Source organism: Streptomyces sp. NPDC002573 (genome assembly GCF_042889625.1).
Classification (GTDB): Bacteria; Actinomycetota; Actinomycetes; order Streptomycetales; family Streptomycetaceae; genus Streptomyces; species Streptomyces gibsoniae.
Window position 1 is genome coordinate 26,940 of the sequence record NZ_JBIARC010000063.1, and the last position, 16,894, is coordinate 43,833.

15 protein-coding genes are annotated in these 16,894 nt (G+C 71.9%); 12 read left to right on the forward strand and 3 right to left on the reverse strand.

Going from position 1 to position 16,894, the window contains the following annotated elements:
* Positions 1–130 precede the first annotated feature (130 nt).
* On the forward strand, positions 131–1,345 hold the full coding sequence (locus ACFYX0_RS37310; RefSeq protein ID WP_388977585.1) for a transglycosylase family protein: 1,215 nt from the start codon (positions 131–133) through the stop codon (positions 1,343–1,345).
* Here ACFYX0_RS37310 and ACFYX0_RS37315 read toward each other — a convergent pair.
* Entirely contained in the window at positions 1,335–2,375 is a 1,041-nt protein-coding gene (locus tag ACFYX0_RS37315; protein ID WP_388977588.1) for a DMT family transporter, read from the reverse strand. The two genes, ACFYX0_RS37310 and ACFYX0_RS37315, sit on opposite strands and share 11 nt — an antisense overlap.
* 229 nt (positions 2,376–2,604) lie before the next feature.
* Between ACFYX0_RS37315 and ACFYX0_RS37320 the strand changes: the two genes are divergently transcribed.
* The 8 genes from ACFYX0_RS37320 (at position 2,605) to ACFYX0_RS37355 (ending at position 12,708) form a co-directional block, all read left to right on the forward strand.
* Entirely contained in the window at positions 2,605–3,324 is a 720-nt protein-coding gene (locus tag ACFYX0_RS37320) for a (2Fe-2S)-binding protein (RefSeq protein WP_388977590.1), read from the forward strand.
* A gap of 74 nt (positions 3,325–3,398) precedes the next feature.
* On the forward strand, positions 3,399–4,550 hold the full coding sequence (gene glgA, locus ACFYX0_RS37325) for a glycogen synthase (protein WP_388977592.1): 1,152 nt from the start codon (positions 3,399–3,401) through the stop codon (positions 4,548–4,550).
* A gap of 45 nt (positions 4,551–4,595) precedes the next feature.
* The gene (gene glgC, locus ACFYX0_RS37330) at positions 4,596–5,813 is read left to right on the forward strand and encodes a glucose-1-phosphate adenylyltransferase (RefSeq protein WP_388977594.1); all 1,218 of its coding nucleotides are present in this window, start codon (positions 4,596–4,598) and stop codon (positions 5,811–5,813) included.
* A 148-nt stretch (positions 5,814–5,961) separates the two neighbouring features.
* Positions 5,962–8,292, forward strand: a complete 2,331-nt coding sequence (locus ACFYX0_RS37335) for a GH92 family glycosyl hydrolase (RefSeq protein ID WP_388977597.1) — start codon at positions 5,962–5,964, stop codon at positions 8,290–8,292.
* 191 nt (positions 8,293–8,483) lie between these two features.
* On the forward strand, positions 8,484–9,845 hold the full coding sequence (locus tag ACFYX0_RS37340) for a wax ester/triacylglycerol synthase family O-acyltransferase (protein ID WP_355922024.1): 1,362 nt from the start codon (positions 8,484–8,486) through the stop codon (positions 9,843–9,845).
* Positions 9,846–10,014: 169 nt separating this feature from the next.
* The gene (locus tag ACFYX0_RS37345; protein WP_355922021.1) at positions 10,015–11,505 is read left to right on the forward strand and encodes an SDR family NAD(P)-dependent oxidoreductase; all 1,491 of its coding nucleotides are present in this window, start codon (positions 10,015–10,017) and stop codon (positions 11,503–11,505) included.
* Positions 11,506–11,600: 95 nt separating this feature from the next.
* Positions 11,601–11,834, forward strand: a complete 234-nt coding sequence (locus ACFYX0_RS37350; RefSeq protein WP_355922018.1) for a hypothetical protein — start codon at positions 11,601–11,603, stop codon at positions 11,832–11,834.
* Positions 11,835–11,970: 136 nt separating this feature from the next.
* Entirely contained in the window at positions 11,971–12,708 is a 738-nt protein-coding gene (locus tag ACFYX0_RS37355; protein WP_355922956.1) for a DNA polymerase beta superfamily protein, read from the forward strand.
* Positions 12,709–12,715: 7 nt separating this feature from the next.
* Here the strand turns inward: ACFYX0_RS37355 and ACFYX0_RS37360 are convergent, their stop codons facing one another.
* Both ACFYX0_RS37360 and ACFYX0_RS37365 read right to left on the reverse strand, forming a co-directional pair.
* The gene (locus ACFYX0_RS37360) at positions 12,716–13,963 is read right to left on the reverse strand and encodes a glycosyltransferase 87 family protein (RefSeq protein WP_388977600.1); all 1,248 of its coding nucleotides are present in this window, start codon (positions 13,961–13,963) and stop codon (positions 12,716–12,718) included.
* Positions 13,964–14,106: 143 nt separating this feature from the next.
* A complete protein-coding gene (locus ACFYX0_RS37365; RefSeq protein WP_388977603.1) occupies positions 14,107–14,667 on the reverse strand; it encodes an HD domain-containing protein in 561 nt (186 codons plus the stop codon).
* 480 nt (positions 14,668–15,147) lie between these two features.
* On the opposite strand from ACFYX0_RS37365, the gene ACFYX0_RS37370 reads away from it, so the two are divergent.
* The 3 genes from ACFYX0_RS37370 to ACFYX0_RS37380 form a co-directional block, all read left to right on the forward strand.
* Positions 15,148–15,324 carry a hypothetical protein gene (locus tag ACFYX0_RS37370; RefSeq protein ID WP_355922962.1) on the forward strand — a complete coding sequence of 59 codons (177 nt, stop codon included), beginning with the start codon at positions 15,148–15,150 and terminating at the stop codon, positions 15,322–15,324.
* Between the two features lie 53 nt (positions 15,325–15,377).
* Entirely contained in the window at positions 15,378–15,860 is a 483-nt protein-coding gene (locus tag ACFYX0_RS37375) for a GNAT family N-acetyltransferase (protein WP_388977604.1), read from the forward strand.
* Positions 15,861–15,984: 124 nt separating this feature from the next.
* The coding region (locus ACFYX0_RS37380) for an NAD(P)/FAD-dependent oxidoreductase (protein WP_388977607.1) at positions 15,985–16,894 on the forward strand (910 nt) is incomplete at its 3' end.

The window sequence follows — 16,894 nt, forward strand, 5'->3', positions numbered from 1 at the left end:
TTCCGTCCGCTCCCTCAACCATGGGTGTTTCCCGGCCAGTTGAAATTCGGAGCGGCCGATTGCCGTCTTGTCCTGGCCGGTTCGGGGCCCATACTTTTGGCCCTCCTGACGCATGGCGAGGGGGCTCACCATGGCCGTACGCGGTCGGCACCGCCGGTATCAGCCGACGAGGATCAACCGAGCGTCGCTCACCGTCACGGCGGGAAGCGCCGGCATGGCGATCCCGCTCATCGGTGCCGGCGCGGCACACGCGGCCGACGTGGACACCTGGACCAAGGTGGCCGCCTGCGAGTCGAGCGGCGACTGGAGCATCAACACCGGCAACGGCTACTACGGCGGACTCCAGTTCACCCAGTCCACGTGGGAGGCCTACGGGGGCACGGCCTACGCCGGGCGGGCGGATCTCGCAACCCGGGACCAGCAGATCGCCGTGGCCGAGAAGGTGCTGGCGGGCCAGGGCCCCGGCGCCTGGCCGGTCTGCTCCGTGCGCGCCGGACTCTCCGCCGACCACGCTTCCCGTCATACGGGCGGCACGACCTCCAGCGGCGGCGACCACGACACCCCGCGTGTCACCACGCAGACCGCCAAGCGCTCCGTCCGCGATGTGAAGCCGCAGACGACACCGCAGTCGCAGGCGGGCACCGCCGAGATGTACACGGTGGTGCACGGCGACACCCTCTCCGGCATCGCCGACTCCCATCGGGTGCAGGGCGGTTGGCAGCGCCTGTACCAGGCCAACCGCACCACCGTCGGCACGGACCCGGACCTGATCCTGCCCGGCCAGCGGCTGAACCTGCGGACCAAGGCTCCCGTGCCCCCCGACGCGCCCTCGACCCACACCCACAAACCGGCCCACGAGCCGTCTCATCACCAGTCCGGCCACCCGTCCCGCAAGTCCTCGACGGGGAAGGCCACTTCCAGCCGGGCGGCCACCACCACCCACACGCTGGTCGCCCCGGTGAACGCCGCGACCGGCACGCCGTACCACGCGGAGGGTTCCTCCTGGTCGAAGGGCTACCACACCGGCGTCGACTTCCCCGTGCCCACCGGAACCTCCGTGAAGGCGGTGGCGGACGGGCAGGTGGTCAGCGCGGGCTGGGGCGGCTCCTTCGGTTACCAGGTGGTCATCCGGCACGCCGACGGCCGCTACACGCAGTACGCCCATCTGTCGGCGATCTCCGTGAAGGACGGGCAGAGCGTGGTGTCCGGTCAGCGGATCGGCCGCTCCGGCTCCACCGGGAACAGCACGGGCCCGCATCTGCACTTCGAGGTGCGGACGGGGCCCGAGTTCGGCAGTGACATCGATCCGATCGCCTATCTCCGCGAGCGCGGCCTCAGGATCTGACCCGGTCCCGGTCCCGGTCCCGCCCCCGGGCCGGTCCCGGCACGCGTAGGAGCGGCCCGCCGTGGACGGATCCGTACGGCCCCGACCGCTCGCCGCCGTGGACGGGGCCCAACGGCCCCGGCGGCTCACCGTGAGCCGCCTGCTCCCGGCTCGCGGACGACTCCTGCCGGACGACCGGCGCCGGGACCCGGTCCCGTTCCTCCGCGCCCATCCGCTCCGAGGCCAGCAGGACCAGACCGCCCGCGGCGACGACCGCGCAGCCGAGCGCCCCCGCGGTGCCCGCCGTGCCATGGCGGAAGGTCTCCCCGAACAGGGTGATGCCCGCCGCGGCCGCGACCACCGGGTTCACCACCGTCAGCGTGGACAACGGTGCCGCGAGGCCCGCCCCCCGGTAGGAGGCCTGCGACAACAGCACGCCGACGACGGCGAGGACGCCTATCACGACGAGGCTCGGCAGGTCCGTGAGCACGACGCCGCCCGTCCAGTCCACCGCGACGGTCTTCGTGAACACGGAGGACATACCGAACGCGACGCCGGACGCCACCGCCAGCAGCACACTGCGGACCGCCGGATGCCGGTGCGTCGCCCGGGCCGCGACCATCAGCGCCACGATCCAGCCGGCCGTCACGAGCGCGGCCGTCACCCGCTGGGGGTCGTCCAGCGAACGGCTGTCGGTGGTGCCGATCAGGGACAGCAGGCCCGCGAGGCCCACGGTCGCCATGACGGCGCCCCGCCAGGCGGTCGCCCCCGCCCTGCGGCTGACGAACAGGGCGGCCATCGGCAGGGCGAACACGATGGTCAGCGCGCCCAGCGGCTGAACCAGGCTCAGCGGACCGTAGGCGAGCGCCACCACATGCAGCAGCCCGCCGAGGCCGTTCAGCACCACGGCCGCCCACCAGGCAGGGCGGCGGAGCGGCGCGTACGACCGGCCGGGGGTGGACACGGCGACCTGCTCCTGCACGATCGCCCCGCCCGCGTAGGCGACCGCGGAGACGAGCGAGAGGAGCACGGACAACGCGAGGGCGCTCATCGGCGGCTCCTTCGCGCGGGACCGGGACGGGGGGCCCGGAGCGACGAACGGTCGGCATGCATTGCCTATACGATGCCGTCCGGGAATCCTCCTGTCGTCGTCCCTGAGCACGCATTGGGTCATACTGCCGACGGAGTACGGTCGCGTCCTCCTCCTCCCCAGGAGGGGTGGCGCCGCCCGTGTCCCCCCAGGTGGGAGCCCGACCGGGACCTTGGTACTACTGGCCTTCGTGGACCTCGACCCCGAACTCACCGCCCTGCGCCCCCTCGGCGGCTTCTTCGTCCTGCACACCGCGGCGCCGCTCCGGACCGGGCTGCCCACCCTCGAACAGGCGTACACGCCCGCGAGTTCCGCCGCCCCCTCGGAGGCGTACGCGGCTCCGCTGGCCTTCCGCGTGAGCAAGGTCGCCCGCGCGCTCGGCGCGCCGGAGGACCGGGTCGCCGCCTCCCTCGCCCACCAGGGCCTCGCGGCCCGGCTGTGGTCCGTCGCCCTCGGTGCCGCCGCCCTGTACGGGCAGGTGCCGGACCTCGACCCGCGGCTGCTGCGCTGGGACCCGGACGGGAGCGCCCCCGACGACCTGTGGCTCGGCGAGGTCCGGGGGCTGCCCGTCGCATCGCTCGACGAGGTCGTGCGGGAGAGGCATCTCATCCCGCTCGCCACCGCACTGAGCAGCCGTCACGGGGTCTCCGTGCGGCTGCTGTGGGGCAACGCGGGCGCCGCGCTCGCGAGCAGCGTCCGCATGATCGGCCGCTGGGCGCGGACGGCCGGCCGCCCGGACGCGGCGGAACGCGCCCGCACCCTGGCCGCCGGGCTGTTCACGCACCCCGACCTGGCCCGCACGATCGACCCCGCCACCGGGCGCCGCCGCACCTGCTGTCTTTACTACCGGCTGCCCGGCGGCGGCCTGTGCGGCGACTGCTGCTTCGACAGCCCGCCGGGCCGCCTGTGACCACGCGTGGTCTTCCGCAACCGCCGTATCTGGGTGACCATGTGGGAACCAGCCGCTGAGACAGGGGGTTCCGGGTGCGTGTGGGACTGCTGACCCGGGAGTACCCGCCGGACGTCTACGGCGGGGCGGGCGTCCATGTCGAGTTCCTCTCCCGGGAGTTGCGCTCGCTGACGGACCTGGACGTGCACTGCTGGGGTGAGGGCGGCGCGGGCGGCGTCGTACGCCACCGGTCCTGGGCCGCGCTTGACACCGCCAACGACGTACTGCGCACCTTCTCCGTGGACCTGTCCATGGCCGCCGCCCTCCGGGACCGGGAACTGGTCCACTCGCACACCTGGTACGCCAATCTCGCCGGCCATCTCGGCAAGCTGCTGTACGGCGTCCCGCATGTGCTGACCGCCCACTCGCTGGAGCCGCTGCGCCCGTGGAAGGCCGAGCAACTCGGCGGGGGATACGCCCTCTCCAGCTGGGCCGAGCGCACCGCGATGGAGGCCGCCGACGCGGTGATCGCCGTCTCCGGTGCCATGCGCGAGGACATCCTGCGCTGCTACCCGGCCCTTGACCCGGCGCGGGTCCATGTTGTGCACAACGGTATCGACACCGCGCTCTACCGGCCGGACCACGGCACGGACGTGTTCGCCCGCCTCGGCCTCGACCCGAGCCGCCCCTACGTCCTGTTCGTCGGCCGCATCACCCGTCAGAAGGGGGTGCCGCATCTGCTGCGCGCGGTGCGGAACATCACCCCCGAGGCGCAGGTGGTGCTGTGCGCGGGCGCGCCCGACACACCCGAGACGGACCGTGAGTTCCGCGATCTGTACAAGGAGTTGAGCCTGAGTCGCGAGGGCGTCCACTGGATCCCGAAGATGCTGCCGCGCCCGGATGTCATCCAACTCCTCACGCATGCGGCCGTGTTCGTCTGCCCGTCGGTGTACGAGCCGCTCGGCATCGTCAACCTGGAGGCCATGGCGTGCGGCACGGCCGTGGTGGCCTCGCGCACGGGCGGCATCCCGGAGGTCGTGGACGACGGCCGCACCGGTCTCCTGGTGGACGTGGACGACGACTTCGAGGAACACCTCGCACGCGCCCTCGACTCCGTCCTCGCCGACCCGGCGGCCGCGCAACGCATGGGTGAGGCGGGACGGCAGCGCGCGGTACGGGAGTTCGGCTGGGCCACGGTGGCCCGCCGCACGGTCCACCTGTACGAGAAAGTCCTCGCACAGGGGTAGTCATTGAGCGGAGAGCGTCACAACCGGGCGTAGAGGGGCGGCGGTATGCGCGGTGGACCTTCGGTGCTGGGAATCGTACTGGCCGGAGGCGAGGGGAAGCGGCTGATGCCGCTGACCGCCGACCGGGCGAAACCGGCCGTGACCTTCGGCGGGACCTACCGCCTCGTCGACTTCGTCCTGTCCAACCTCGTCAACGCCGACATCCTGCGCATCTGCGTGCTCACGCAGTACAAGTCGCACTCGCTGGACCGGCACATCACCACCACCTGGCGGATGTCCAGCCTGCTCGGCAACTACGTCACCCCGGTGCCGGCCCAGCAGCGACTCGGACCGCGCTGGTACCTGGGCAGCGCGGACGCGATCCTGCAGTCCCTGAACCTGATCTACGACGAACAGCCCGAGTACGTGGCGGTGTTCGGCGCCGACCACGTCTACCGCATGGACCCGCGGCAGATGCTGGCCCAGCACATCGACAGCGGCGCGGGGGTGACCGTCGCGGGGATACGCGTCCCGCGCGCCGAGTCGTCCTCCTTCGGGGTGATCACTCCGGGCCGCGACGGCCAGACCGTGCAGCGATTCCTGGAGAAGCCCGCCGACCCGCCGGGCCTGCCGGACGCCCCCGAGTACGTGTTCGCCTCGATGGGCAACTACGTCTTCACCACCAAGGTGCTGATCGAGGCGCTCCAGCGGGACGCCGAGGACCCCGACTCCGTGCACGACATGGGTGGTTCGATCCTGCCCGCGCTCACCGACCGGGGCGAGGCCGGGCTGTACGACTTCAGTGACAACCACGTGCCCGGTGAGACCAACCGCGACCGGGGCTACTGGCGGGACGTCGGCACGCTGGACGCCTACTACGAGGCGCACATGGATCTGATCGCCGAGCGTCCCGCCTTCAACCTCTACAACCGCAGCTGGCCCATCTACACCCACTCCGGCCAGCTGTCACCGGCGCGCTTCAACGCGGGCGGGATCGCCGGCGAGTCCATCATCAGCGCCGGCTGCCTGATCCGGGGGCAGGTGACGCGTTCGGTGCTCTCGCCGGGCGTCGTGGTGGACCCGGGCGCCGTCGTCCAGGGGTCGGTCCTCCACGACAACGTGCACGTCGGGCGGGGCGCGATCGTACGCGGAGCCGTCCTGGACAAGAACGTCGAGGTCCCGCCGGGCGCGACGATCGGCGTCAACCCGGACCGGGACGCGGAGCTGTACACGGTCTCGAAGGCCGGGGTGATCGCCCTGGGCAAGGGACAACGCGTGCTGTGACGAGCGCCGCCCCCGGCACCGCCGGGGGCGCGTGAGATGCCACCGATCCGCGACGCGCCGCAGGTCAAATCAGCTCATTGCTCCGGAATCCGACATCGCGCCACCACCATGTGCACCAACGATGTCGATCCTCCGGAGGTGTTCCGAGATGAGATGGACCCGGTGCCTGCGGGTGTTGGCCGTGGGCGCGTCGGTGGTCTCGGCGCTGTTCTCGCCGTCGGCGGGCGATGCCGCCGAGTCGAACAGCGGCAGGCTCACCGACCTGGTCAACCCCTTCATCGGCACACAGAACGAGGGCAACACCTTCCCGGGCGCCGCCGTTCCCTTTGGCATGGTCCAGCTCTCGCCGGACACGGGCCACAACACCGGCTACGACTACACCCAGCACCGGATCCGCGGCTTCTCCCTGGTGCACCTCTCCGGTGTCGGCTGCGCCATCGGAGGGGACCTGCCCGTGCTGCCGACGACGGGCGACGTGACCGTGACGGACTACGCCAAGTACGCGGCGACGTTCCGGCACGCCGACGAGCAGGCGAGCCCCGGGTACTACCGGGTGCGGCTGAACAGCGGTGTGGAGGCCGAACTGACGGCGACCGCGCGCACCGGGGTGCAGCGGTACACCTTCCCGGCCACCGGCAAGGCCAATGTGCTCCTCAACGCGGGCCAGGCGCTGCACAAGCACGTTTCGTCCAAGGTCGAGATCCTCGACGACCGCACGGTGCGCACCCAGATCACGGGCAGCGGCTTCTGCCGTTCCACCCGCCCGTACACGCTCTACACGGTCACCCGCTTCAACCGGCCGTTCGCCGTCCACGGAACGTGGTACCAGGACTCGATCACGCCGGGCGCGACGAAGTCCTCGGGCCCGGGGCGCAACGGCGCGTACGTCACCTTCGACACGAGGGCGGACCGCACCGTCGAGGCCACCACGGCTCTGTCGTACGTCGACGCGCACGGTGCCGCCGTCAACCTCGCTACCACGCAAGGGCGTTCGTTCGACGACATCAGGGAGGACGCCCGCCAGGCCTGGGAGAACCGCCTGGACGCCGTCCGGGTCCAGGGCGGCGGCGACACCCTGCGCACCACGTTCTACTCGTCCCTGTACCGGTCCTTCCTGGCCCCGAACGTCGGCAGCGACGCCGACGGCCGCTACACCGGCTGGGACCAGAGGATCCACCGGGCGACGGGGTTCACGTACTACCAGAACTGGTCGCTGTGGGACACCTACCGCACCCAGACCCAGCTGCTCGGTCTGCTCGCGCCGCACGAGGCGCGGGACATGGCGATCTCCGTGCTCAAGGTCGACGAGGAGGGCGGCTGGCTGCCCAAGTGGGGCTACGGCACCGTCGAGACGAACATCATGAGCGGTGACCCCGTCACCCCGTTCCTCACCAACGCCTACCAGCAGGGGCTGCTCAAGGGCTACGAGGCGCGGGCCTACCGCGCGCTGAAGAAGAACGCCGACGGCGTGCCGCCCGCCGACACCATGTACGTGGGCCGGGAGGCGAACCGCGAGTACATCGCACACGGCTTCGCGCCGTACATCAAGGGCCGCCCGTACGCCAAGCCGGGCGACTCCGACTACCACCACGGCGCCTCCGTGACGCTGGAGTACGCGCTGTCCGACGCGATGCTCGCCCAGATGGCGCGCGACCTCGGCCACCGCGCGGACGCGGCACGCTACGCGGCCCGGTCCCGCGACTACCGCAACCTCTTCGACGCCTCGACGGGCTTCTTCCGCGCCCGGGGCACCTCCGGCGCCTTCACCGGGCAGGCCGACCCGGCCCGCGGCGAGGGCTTCCACGAGGGCACCGCCTGGCAGTACCAGTGGCTCGTGCCGCAGGACCCGCGCGGCCTGATCGGCCTCCTCGGCGGCGAGAAGGCGGCCAACGACCGCCTCGACGCCTTCTTCGCCTACGACCGGCTGCTGAAGGACCCGGCGGGGACCGCGCGGAAGGTCTGGGTGAACGGCCCGTACGCGTACTACAACGCGGACAAGTACAACCCGCAGAACGAGCCGGACCTCATCGCCCCCTACGCGTACCTCTCGACCGGCCAGCCCTGGAAGACGACGGACGTGGTGCACGCGGCGCTGACCCTTTTCACGGACGGGCCGACGGGCATGACCGGCAACGACGACCTCGGCACCATGTCCGCCTGGAACGTGTTCTCGTCGATCGGCCTCTTCCCGGTCCAGCCCGGCTACGGCACCTGGGGCCTGAGCACCCCCGTCTTCGACCGGGTCGACCTGGTCCTGGACCCGGCGTACTACCCGCGCGGCGGCCTGACCGTCACCGCGCCGGGCACCTCGGACCGGGACCGGTATGTGCAGCGGGTCAGCCTCGACGGGGCCGGCTACTCCCGGACGTACGTGACCAACGACATGGTGCGCCGTCTGGGCACGCTGGCGTTCACGGTCGGCGCGCGCCCGTCCGGGTGGGGCACGGCGCCGGAGGCCGCGCCGCCGTCGCTGAAGTGACCTCGGACGTCTCCTCGTACGCCACCCCGTACATCACCTCAAACGTCCCATGAGTACCGCTGAGTCCCGCCCTCACCGGAGAGGCGGGACTTAATGCGACGTTAACTGTATGTAGCTTGATCGTACTTGACCGTAATCATCTATCGGAGGTTGACTTCTTGCTTCATTCATCGTCGACGCGAGGCAAGCCATTGACTTCCGACCTGCTCGCACCACTCGACCTGGCCTTCTGGAACATCGAGTCCGCCCGTCACCCGATGCACCTGGGCGCACTCGGCGTCTTCTCCTGCCACTCGCCCACCGCGGGCGCCCACGCCGCCGACCTCCTCGCGGCGCGCGCCGCCGCGGTGCCCGGGCTGCGCATGAGGATCCGCGACGTCTGGCTGCCGGAGGTGCGTCTGCCGCGTCACCTCTCCGACGTGCGCTTCCCGCTCGCCCTCGGCGGCGCGACCCGCGAACCGGCCCCCGACTTCGACCCGCTCGACCATGTGCGGCTGCACGCGCCCACCACCGACTTCCACGCCGCCGCGGGCCGGCTCATGGAGCGCCCGCTGGAGCGGGGCCGGCCACCGTGGGAGGCGCATGTGCTGCCGGGGGAGTCCGGCACCAGCTTCGCCGTCCTGTTCAAGTTCCACCACGCGCTCGCCGACGGACTGCGCGCCCTGACGCTCGCCGCGGCCATCATGGACCCGATGGACCTGCCGGCGCCCCGCCCGCGTCGCCCGGAGCCCGCCCGAGGCCTCCTGCCCGACGTGCGCAAAATCCCCGGTCTGCTGCGCGGCACCCTCGCCGACGTGGGCCGGGCCCTCGACATCGGGGCCTCCGTCGCCAGGTCCACCCTCGGCATGCGGACCTCCTCCGCGCTGGTCTCGCAGCCCAGCGGCACCCGCCGCACCGCCGGGGTCGTCCTCGACCTCGACGATGTGCACCGGGTGCGCAAGACGGCGGGCGGCACGGTCAACGACGTGCTCATCGCGGTCGTGGCGGGCGCCCTGCGCCGCTGGCTCGACGAGCGCGGCGACGGCAGCGAGGGCGTCGAGCCCCGCGCCCTGATCCCGGTCTCCAACCGGCGCCCCCGCACCGCCCAGCCACAGGGCAACCGGCTCTCCGGTTATCTGATACGGCTCCCGGTCGCCGACCCGGACCCGCTGGAGCGGCTGCGGACGGTGCGCACGGCCATGGACCGCAACAAGGACGCCGGGCCCAACCGCGGCGCGGGAGCCGTCGCCCTGCTCGCGGACCATGTGCCCGCGCTGGGCCACCGGCTGGGCGGACCGCTGGTCAGCCAGGCCGCACGGCTCTGGTTCGACATCCTGGTCACCAGCGTCCCGCTGCCCAGCCTCGGTCTGAAGCTCGGCGGCAACCCCCTCACCGAGATCTATCCGCTCGCCCCGCTGGCCAGCGGCCAGTCCCTGGCGGTGGCGGTCTCGACGTACCGGGGGCGGGTCCACTACGGGCTCGTCGCCGACGGCCGGGCGGTCCCGGACCTGGAGCTGCTGGCCCGTGCGGTGGCGGAGGAGGTGGAGGCACTGCTGGAGGCCTGCGGCACCTGAGCGGGCCTTTGTGTGCCGGGACGTCCCTGCCGTGCGCTGTCGGCCGGTCACCACCCGTCGTCGTGATCAGCACGGGTTTGGTGACCCGGCCCGGCGCTCCGTAAAATTCCGCGTTCGAAGGCGAGCGCGGTTCGGAGCGCTGCGCGGGTGAGTGAGGAACGGCAGCGCGATGACGGTGACAGAGGAAGGCCTGGCGGGCGGTGGCCCTGCGGCCATGGACGAGCTGCCGTACGGACCCGGCATCGACCCGGAGCGCCTGGCCGTCTGCCTCAGCGTCCTTCAGGAGCTCGACGACCTCGACGTCGACCACCCCGACGCGGTCAAGGTGCGCCGGGCCACCTCGCACATCTACCGCACGGTCAAGCAGCGCCGCCGCCAGGAGCGCCGGGCCGCCAAGACCGCCCACGACAAGGCGGTCACCGAGGCGACGGCGACCGGCTCCGCACAGCGCATCGACGACGAGACCGAGGGCATCCTGCCCTCCTCGGTGACCGGGGCCGGCCAGATCGCGGGGATACTCCAGCGCCCGCGCTCCTGCTACACCTGCAAGAGCCGCTATGTCGAGGTCGACTACTTCTACCACCAGCTCTGCCCGGACTGCGCCGCCGAGAACCGGGCGCGCCGCGACGCCCGGGCCGACCTCACGGGCAAGCGGGCACTGCTCACCGGCGGCCGCGCCAAGATCGGCATGTACATCGCGCTGCGGCTGCTGCGGGACGGTGCCCACACCACCATCACCACCCGCTTCCCGAGCGACGCGATCCGCCGCTTCAAGGCCCAGCCCGACAGCGACGAGTGGATCCACCGGCTGAAGATCGTCGGGATCGATCTGCGTGACCCCGCCCAGGTGGTGGCGCTCGCCGACTCGGTGGCCGCCGAGGGCCCCCTCGACATCCTGATCAACAATGCCGCCCAGACCGTGCGCCGTTCCCCGCAGGCGTACAGCGAGCTGGTCGCCGCCGAGTCGGCCCCGCTGCCCGCGGGCGAACTGCCGGCGGCCCAGGTCATCGGCGCCTTCGGCTCCGGCGCCGTGACCGCGCTGCCCGTGGCCGGCGGCGGCGCCCTGACCGCCCAGGACGTCACCGACCTGGCACTGGTCTCCGGTTCGGCCTCCCTGGAGCGGATCGCGGCCGGCACGGCCATCGACGCGGGCGGACTCGTGCCCGATCTCCACGACACCAACAGCTGGGTGCAGACCGTCGAGGAGGTCACGCCGATCGAACTGCTGGAGGTCCAGCTCGCCAACTCCACGGCCCCGTTCATCCTCATCAGCCGTCTGCGCCCGGCGATGGCGGCCTCGTCGGCCCGGCGCACGTACGTCGTGAACGTGTCGGCGATGGAGGGCGTCTTCAACCGCGGGTACAAGGGCGCGGGGCACCCGCACACCAACATGGCCAAGGCCGCCCTCAACATGCTCACCCGCACCAGCGCCCAGGAGATGTTCGACAAGGACCGCATTCTGATGACCGCGGTCGACACCGGCTGGATCACCGACGAGCGCCCGCACCCGGACAAGGTGCGGCTGGCGGACGCCGGCTTCCACGCCCCGCTCGATCTCGTGGACGGCGCCGCCCGGGTATACGATCCGATTGTGCGCGGCGAGCAGGGCGAGGACCTGTACGGCGTCTTCCTGAAGGACTACGCGCCCGGCAAGTGGTGACCGGGTCGCGATCCGGCAGGCGGTGATGATCCGCCTCAGGCGCGTAGGCCGGCGGCGGACGGGAACTCGCTCTGGTGAGACCGCTAGGAGTTCTCATGTCCATTCCACACGAGATCGACCCGCGTGCCCACGGCGATCCCCGCAACCGGTACGTGACCGACGAACAGTTCTACCGTTCCGATCGCCCGGCGGACAGTGCTCTGCCCGAGGACCGGCCACGCGGTGGCCGGCCGCCGACCCCGTTGAAGCACCGCGGAACGTGGGGCACGGTCGCGCTGATCGCCTGCATCATCCTGCTGATCGCCGCCGGGATCGCATTGTTCCCGTGAGCGATCGAACGACACCGTTCCCCTCGTGAACGGCGTGCGCCCCGGAGGCGGAGGACTCCGCGGCGCACGCCGCTCTGAGCACGCACGTACGAAAAACCGTTGGCCGGGACCGTGCGCCGCTGGTTAGCGTCCCAACATGACCGTGCGCCATGTCCTGCTCTCCGGCATCGTCGGCTCGACCGCCTACGGGCTCGCCCACGCTGGCTCCGACGTGGACCGGCTGGGCCTGTTCGCGGCGCCCACCGAGCAGCTGCACGGTCTGCACCGGCCGACGGAGTCCCATGTCACCACGGCCCCGGACCGCACCCTGCACGAGGCCGCCAAGTGGTGCCGGCTCGCCCTGGGCGGCAATCCGACCGCCATGGAGCTCGTCTGGCTGCCCGCCGAGCTGTACGAGCTGCGCACACCGCTCGGCGAGGAGCTGATCGGCATCCGCACCTCGTTCCTGTGCGCGAAGCGGGTCCGCGACGCCTATCTCGGTTACGCGACGCAGCAGTTCAGGCGTCTCGAAGCCCGCGCTGCGGGTCCCCTCCCGGCGGATGTGCGCGCACGTACCGCCAAACACGCCCGCCACCTCAAGCGGCTGTGTCACCAGGGCCTGGAGCTGTACACGACGGGGCGGCTGACGATCCGCCTCGAGAACCCGGAGGAGTACCGCGACTTCGGCGAGCGGGTGGCAGCGGACCCGTCGGTCGCGCTGCCCCTGCTGCGGTTCTACGAGAGCGCCTTCGACGAGACACCCACCGTGCTGCCGGAACAGCCCGACGAGGCGCCGGCCGAGGCATGGCTGCGCCGTGTCCGGGCCCACTTCTACGAGGCCGGGGCCACACTCTCCCCGGGCCGTCCCGTGGGCGTGCCCGGACAACGGCACTGACGGCGTTCTACACCCGGGCGGGGGAGAGGTGCGCGGGCACACGCCCGGGAGCCCCTTCCCGGCTCGCGGCGACGGCGAGCAGGGACAGTACGGCACAGACGGCGTAGGCCGCGCCGGGCCAGGCCAGCAGCGCCGGGTACGGGCTCGGGTGCGGCAGCCGGTCCTCCGCGCGGATCAGCAGCGGGACGAGGCGGCCGACCGTGGCGAGGGCCCAGGCGGCCAGCGTGATCCGGTGGAGCATCCGCCGCCGGCCCGGTCCGTGCGCCAGCCACATCATCGTCGGCAGGCACCAGACCCAGTGATGGCTCCAGGAGATGGGGGAGACCAGCAGCCCGTACAACTCGGCGGTGACGAGCACGCCTAGCAGGTCATGGCGCCGTACGGCGCTCCACAGGGCACCGGCCGCCACCACTGTGACCAGCACCAGGCCCGTCCACCAGGCCACGGAGGCGAGAGGGTCGGGGCCGAGCAGCCGGTCGAGCGCTCCGCGCAGGGACTGGTTGCGCACCGACCAGGCGGGGCCGATGCGCTGAGTGTCCGTCACCAGCCCGAACCAGTAATGTGCCGACTCCCGGGGTGCGATCAGCCAGGCCAGGGCCGTGGCTCCGGCACCGGCGGTCAGGGCCCAGGCCGCGGCCCGCCACTGCCGCGTCGCCAGCAGATACAGCACCCCGAAGGCCGGGGTCAGTTTGACCGCGGCCGCGAGGCCGAGGGCCGCTCCCCGGGCCACCGGAGCGAGCGGCACCGCGAGCGCCGCCAGGACCACGGCGCTCAGCAGCAGATTCACCTGGCCCTGGTCCAGGGTGTGGCGCACCGGCTCCAGCCACAGACCGACGGCGGTCCAGAGCAGGACACGGGACCGCGCGGGCCCCTCGCGGCCGGCGCACAGCAGCCGGGCCGCGCAGTCGGCGACCACCGCGAGGGCCGCCACGGAGGCCGCCTGCCACAGGGCGACCACGAGCGTCCAGGGCAGCCGCGCGAGCGGCAGGAACACCAGGGCCGCGAACGGCGGATAGGTGAACGGCAGTACGGGGATCGGCGGAGCGGTGTGCAGCTGGTAGTCGTAGAGGCCACCGGCGAGGACCAGCGGGGACGCCTCGCGGTAGACGCGCAGATCCAGGGGTGTGGGCGGGGAGACGACGACAGCCAGCAGATGAAGGGCCAGGGAGGCGGCCAGACACCACCCGGCATGCCGGGCCGGCCACGTGCCGATGACCCGTCCCCGGCCCGGAGCGGTTGCGTGTCGGCGGCGCATCCCGGTGAGTCTGACACGGTGGGACGGCCGCCCCGGCGATTGCTCCGACCGACAGCACGTCGTACGTCACGCGCTGTACAGTGCGCGCCGCACATCACGCGACGTACGTCGTGCCCTCGCGATGCGTCCCGGCCGCGCCGGCCTCAGTCCACGGCCCACAGCCGGGCACGGCCGGCCGCCACCAGTTCGAGCACCGTCCGCCAGTCCTCCAGCACTCCGGCGTCCAGCCCCCGGACCTTGGCCGCCTCGTCCGCCTGACGCAGGGTGAGGGCGTCGTCGGCCATCGGGTCGCGGACGAACGCGGCCGCCTCCTGGGGCGTCATCGCCTCGCCCCGCCGGGCCGGGAGCGACGCGCTCCGCGCCGACGGACCGGGTGCCGGGGAGACCGCGGCCAGATAGCGGTCCGCGACGGCGTGCAGACGTACGAGGCGGGAGACTCGCTCACCGAGCAGCGGCCGTACCGCGTCGGCCGCCCGGTCCGCATGTCCGGTGGCGTCGTCCGGCCGTAGCAGCAGCCCGATGTCGTGGACCAGGCCGGCCACCTGGAGTTCCTTGTCCGCAGGGCGACTTCGGCGCAGCAGGGCGGCGGTCTGCAGGGCGTGTTCGTGCACATCGACCGGCTCGTCGTCACGGTCCGGGGTGCGCCGCGCGCCTCGGCAGGCGTGCAGCAGATCCATCAGCTCCTCGACGCTGCGCAGCTCCATGCGTCAGTCCTCCCGCGAGAAAAGCCGTTGCCGACGGTCAGCAGATCATGGCGAGCTTGCGACTCAGCCAACAGGACCTGAACTGAGCACCGTCCGCGCCGGACCGGGCACCGGCCGTGCCGGTGGGCAGTTCGAGCACTGGGCCGAACGAGTGACGGCAAAACGGATGTCTGATGTCAAAAAGGTTAATAATCTGACCGGATGAGAGGTGGATGACCCAAGACAGTTACCTGTTTGTTTCAGCCCCATCGAGCGGGTGCCCGCTCATTTGGTTAACCTGGACGGTACGGACAGTCTTTGGGTCCACCCGACCCACAGTCCGTCCCGGGACAAGCCGGTCACCACGGCCTGCTCTCGTACGAGTTGCCGGCGCCACCGCGTCCGACCTGTTTTCGACTCAGACCCGAGCGGACGTCGTGCGTGCAGCGGCAGACTGGACCGGTACGTCCTGAGGGTTACCCGACACAAAAGGAGTGCGCGGTGACACCGGAGAAGACGAATCGCGATCAGCGCCCCAAGGAACACGGGGAGCGCGGGGGCCGCCGGACGGAGCAGAAGCTCGGCAGTCTCGACGTGTGGGCCAGGTCCGCCCCCATCCGGCTGGCGGGCTACGAGGAGGATCTCGCCGAGCCCCACATCCTGCCAAGCGTCGACTGACCTCACAGTACCGTCATGATCGCTGACGGCATGGGCGTGTCAGACTCGCGCCCATGCTGATCAGAGAAGCTGCGGCCGAGGACTGGCCGCGCATCTGGCCCTTCTGGCATCGGATCGTCGCCGCCGCCGAGACGTACACCTGGGACCCGGAGACCCCCGAGGACGCGGCCCGCGCTCTGTGGATGGCGCCGGGCAAGCGTGTGTACGTCGCCGAGGACGACACCGGTGCGATCGTCGGCTCCGCCTATGTCACGCCGAACTACGGCGGCCCCGCGGCACGCATCGCGAACGCGGCCTTCATGGTCGATCCGGACTGCGCGGGACGCGGTGTCGGCCGGGCCCTCGCCGACCACATCCTGGCCGTGGCGAGGGCCCAGGGGTATCGCGGCATGGTCTTCAACGCCGTGGTCGAGACCAATCCCGCGGTGAAGCTCTGGATGTCGCTCGGCTTCAGCATCCTGGGCACCGTTCCGGGCGCCTTCGAGCACCCCCGCCACGGCGCGGTCGGGCTCCATGTCATGTACCGCGCGCTCTGACATCCCTGCTTGACGTACCGCCCGAGAGCGTCGACGCCACGGGCGGTACACCGCTGCCCCGACCGCTTCGGCGTCGGCCGCTCGTCGGCTGCTTCGGGGGCCCGGCCCGGGGAACCCGGCCGTCATGACCGAGCACACCGGCGCCCGGGCGTCGTACTGGATCGAGACCGCGCCGGGGCTTGCCCGCCCGGCCCTCACCGAGGACCTCACGGTCGACGTGGCCGTGATCGGGGCGGGGATGGCGGGGCTCAGCACCGCCTGGGAGGTGGCGCAGAGCGGCCGTAGCGTCGCCGTGCTGGAGGCGGGCCGTCTCGCCGGCGGCGTCACCGGGCACACGACGGCCAAACTCACCGCGCTGCACACGCTCGTCTACCAGCGGCTGCGCCGCACCCGGGGCGCCGAGGGCGCACAGCTCTACGCCCGTTCCCAGACGGAGGCCCTCGGCAGAGCGGCCGAACTGGTCGAGCGGCTCGGCATCGACTGCGACTGGGAGACCGCCCCGGCGTACACGTACGCGTCGGACCCCGACCGGGTGCCCGCACTGCGCGCCGAGGCGGAGGCCGCCAGGGAGGCGGGGCTGCCGGCCGAGTTCGTCACCGACACGGAGCTGCCCTACCCCGTGGCGGGCGCGGTCAGGGTCCCCGACCAGGCGCAGTTCCATCCGCGCAAGTACCTCCTCGCGCTGGCCGACGCGCTCGAACAGCGGGGCGCCCGGCTGTACGAGCACACCCGTGTCGTCGGGCTGGACGAGTCGGACCCCTGCCGGCTGCGCACCGAGGCGGGGCACACGGTCACGGCACGGGACGTGGTGGTGGCGACCCACTACCCGATCTTCGACCGCGCGATGCTCTTCGCCCGGCTCTCGCCGAGGCGCGAACTGGTCCTCACGGCCCCGATCGACGCGGCCCGCGCCCCTCGCGGCATGTACATCACACCCGCGGAGAACACCCGTTCCCTGCGGACCGCGCCCCTGGACGACGGCTCCCGGCTGCTGATCGTCACCGGAGAGCACTTCACACCGGGCACGGCGGACG

Coding starts and splice junctions, on each gene's coding strand:
- glgC (WP_388977594.1), top strand. CDS start 4,596: ATGCGCGGTGGACCTTCGGTGCTGGGAATCGTACTGGCCGGAGGCGAG.
- ACFYX0_RS37355 (WP_355922956.1), top strand. CDS start 11,971: ATGACCGTGCGCCATGTCCTGCTCTCCGGCATCGTCGGCTCGACCGCC.
- ACFYX0_RS37375 (WP_388977604.1), top strand. CDS start 15,378: ATGCTGATCAGAGAAGCTGCGGCCGAGGACTGGCCGCGCATCTGGCCC.
- ACFYX0_RS37335 (WP_388977597.1), top strand. CDS start 5,962: ATGAGATGGACCCGGTGCCTGCGGGTGTTGGCCGTGGGCGCGTCGGTG.
- ACFYX0_RS37365 (WP_388977603.1), bottom strand. CDS start 14,667: ATGGAGCTGCGCAGCGTCGAGGAGCTGATGGATCTGCTGCACGCCTGC.
- ACFYX0_RS37360 (WP_388977600.1), bottom strand. CDS start 13,963: ATGCGCCGCCGACACGCAACCGCTCCGGGCCGGGGACGGGTCATCGGC.
- ACFYX0_RS37315 (WP_388977588.1), bottom strand. CDS start 2,375: ATGAGCGCCCTCGCGTTGTCCGTGCTCCTCTCGCTCGTCTCCGCGGTC.
- ACFYX0_RS37345 (WP_355922021.1), top strand. CDS start 10,015: ATGACGGTGACAGAGGAAGGCCTGGCGGGCGGTGGCCCTGCGGCCATG.
- ACFYX0_RS37350 (WP_355922018.1), top strand. CDS start 11,601: ATGTCCATTCCACACGAGATCGACCCGCGTGCCCACGGCGATCCCCGC.
- ACFYX0_RS37310 (WP_388977585.1), top strand. CDS start 131: ATGGCCGTACGCGGTCGGCACCGCCGGTATCAGCCGACGAGGATCAAC.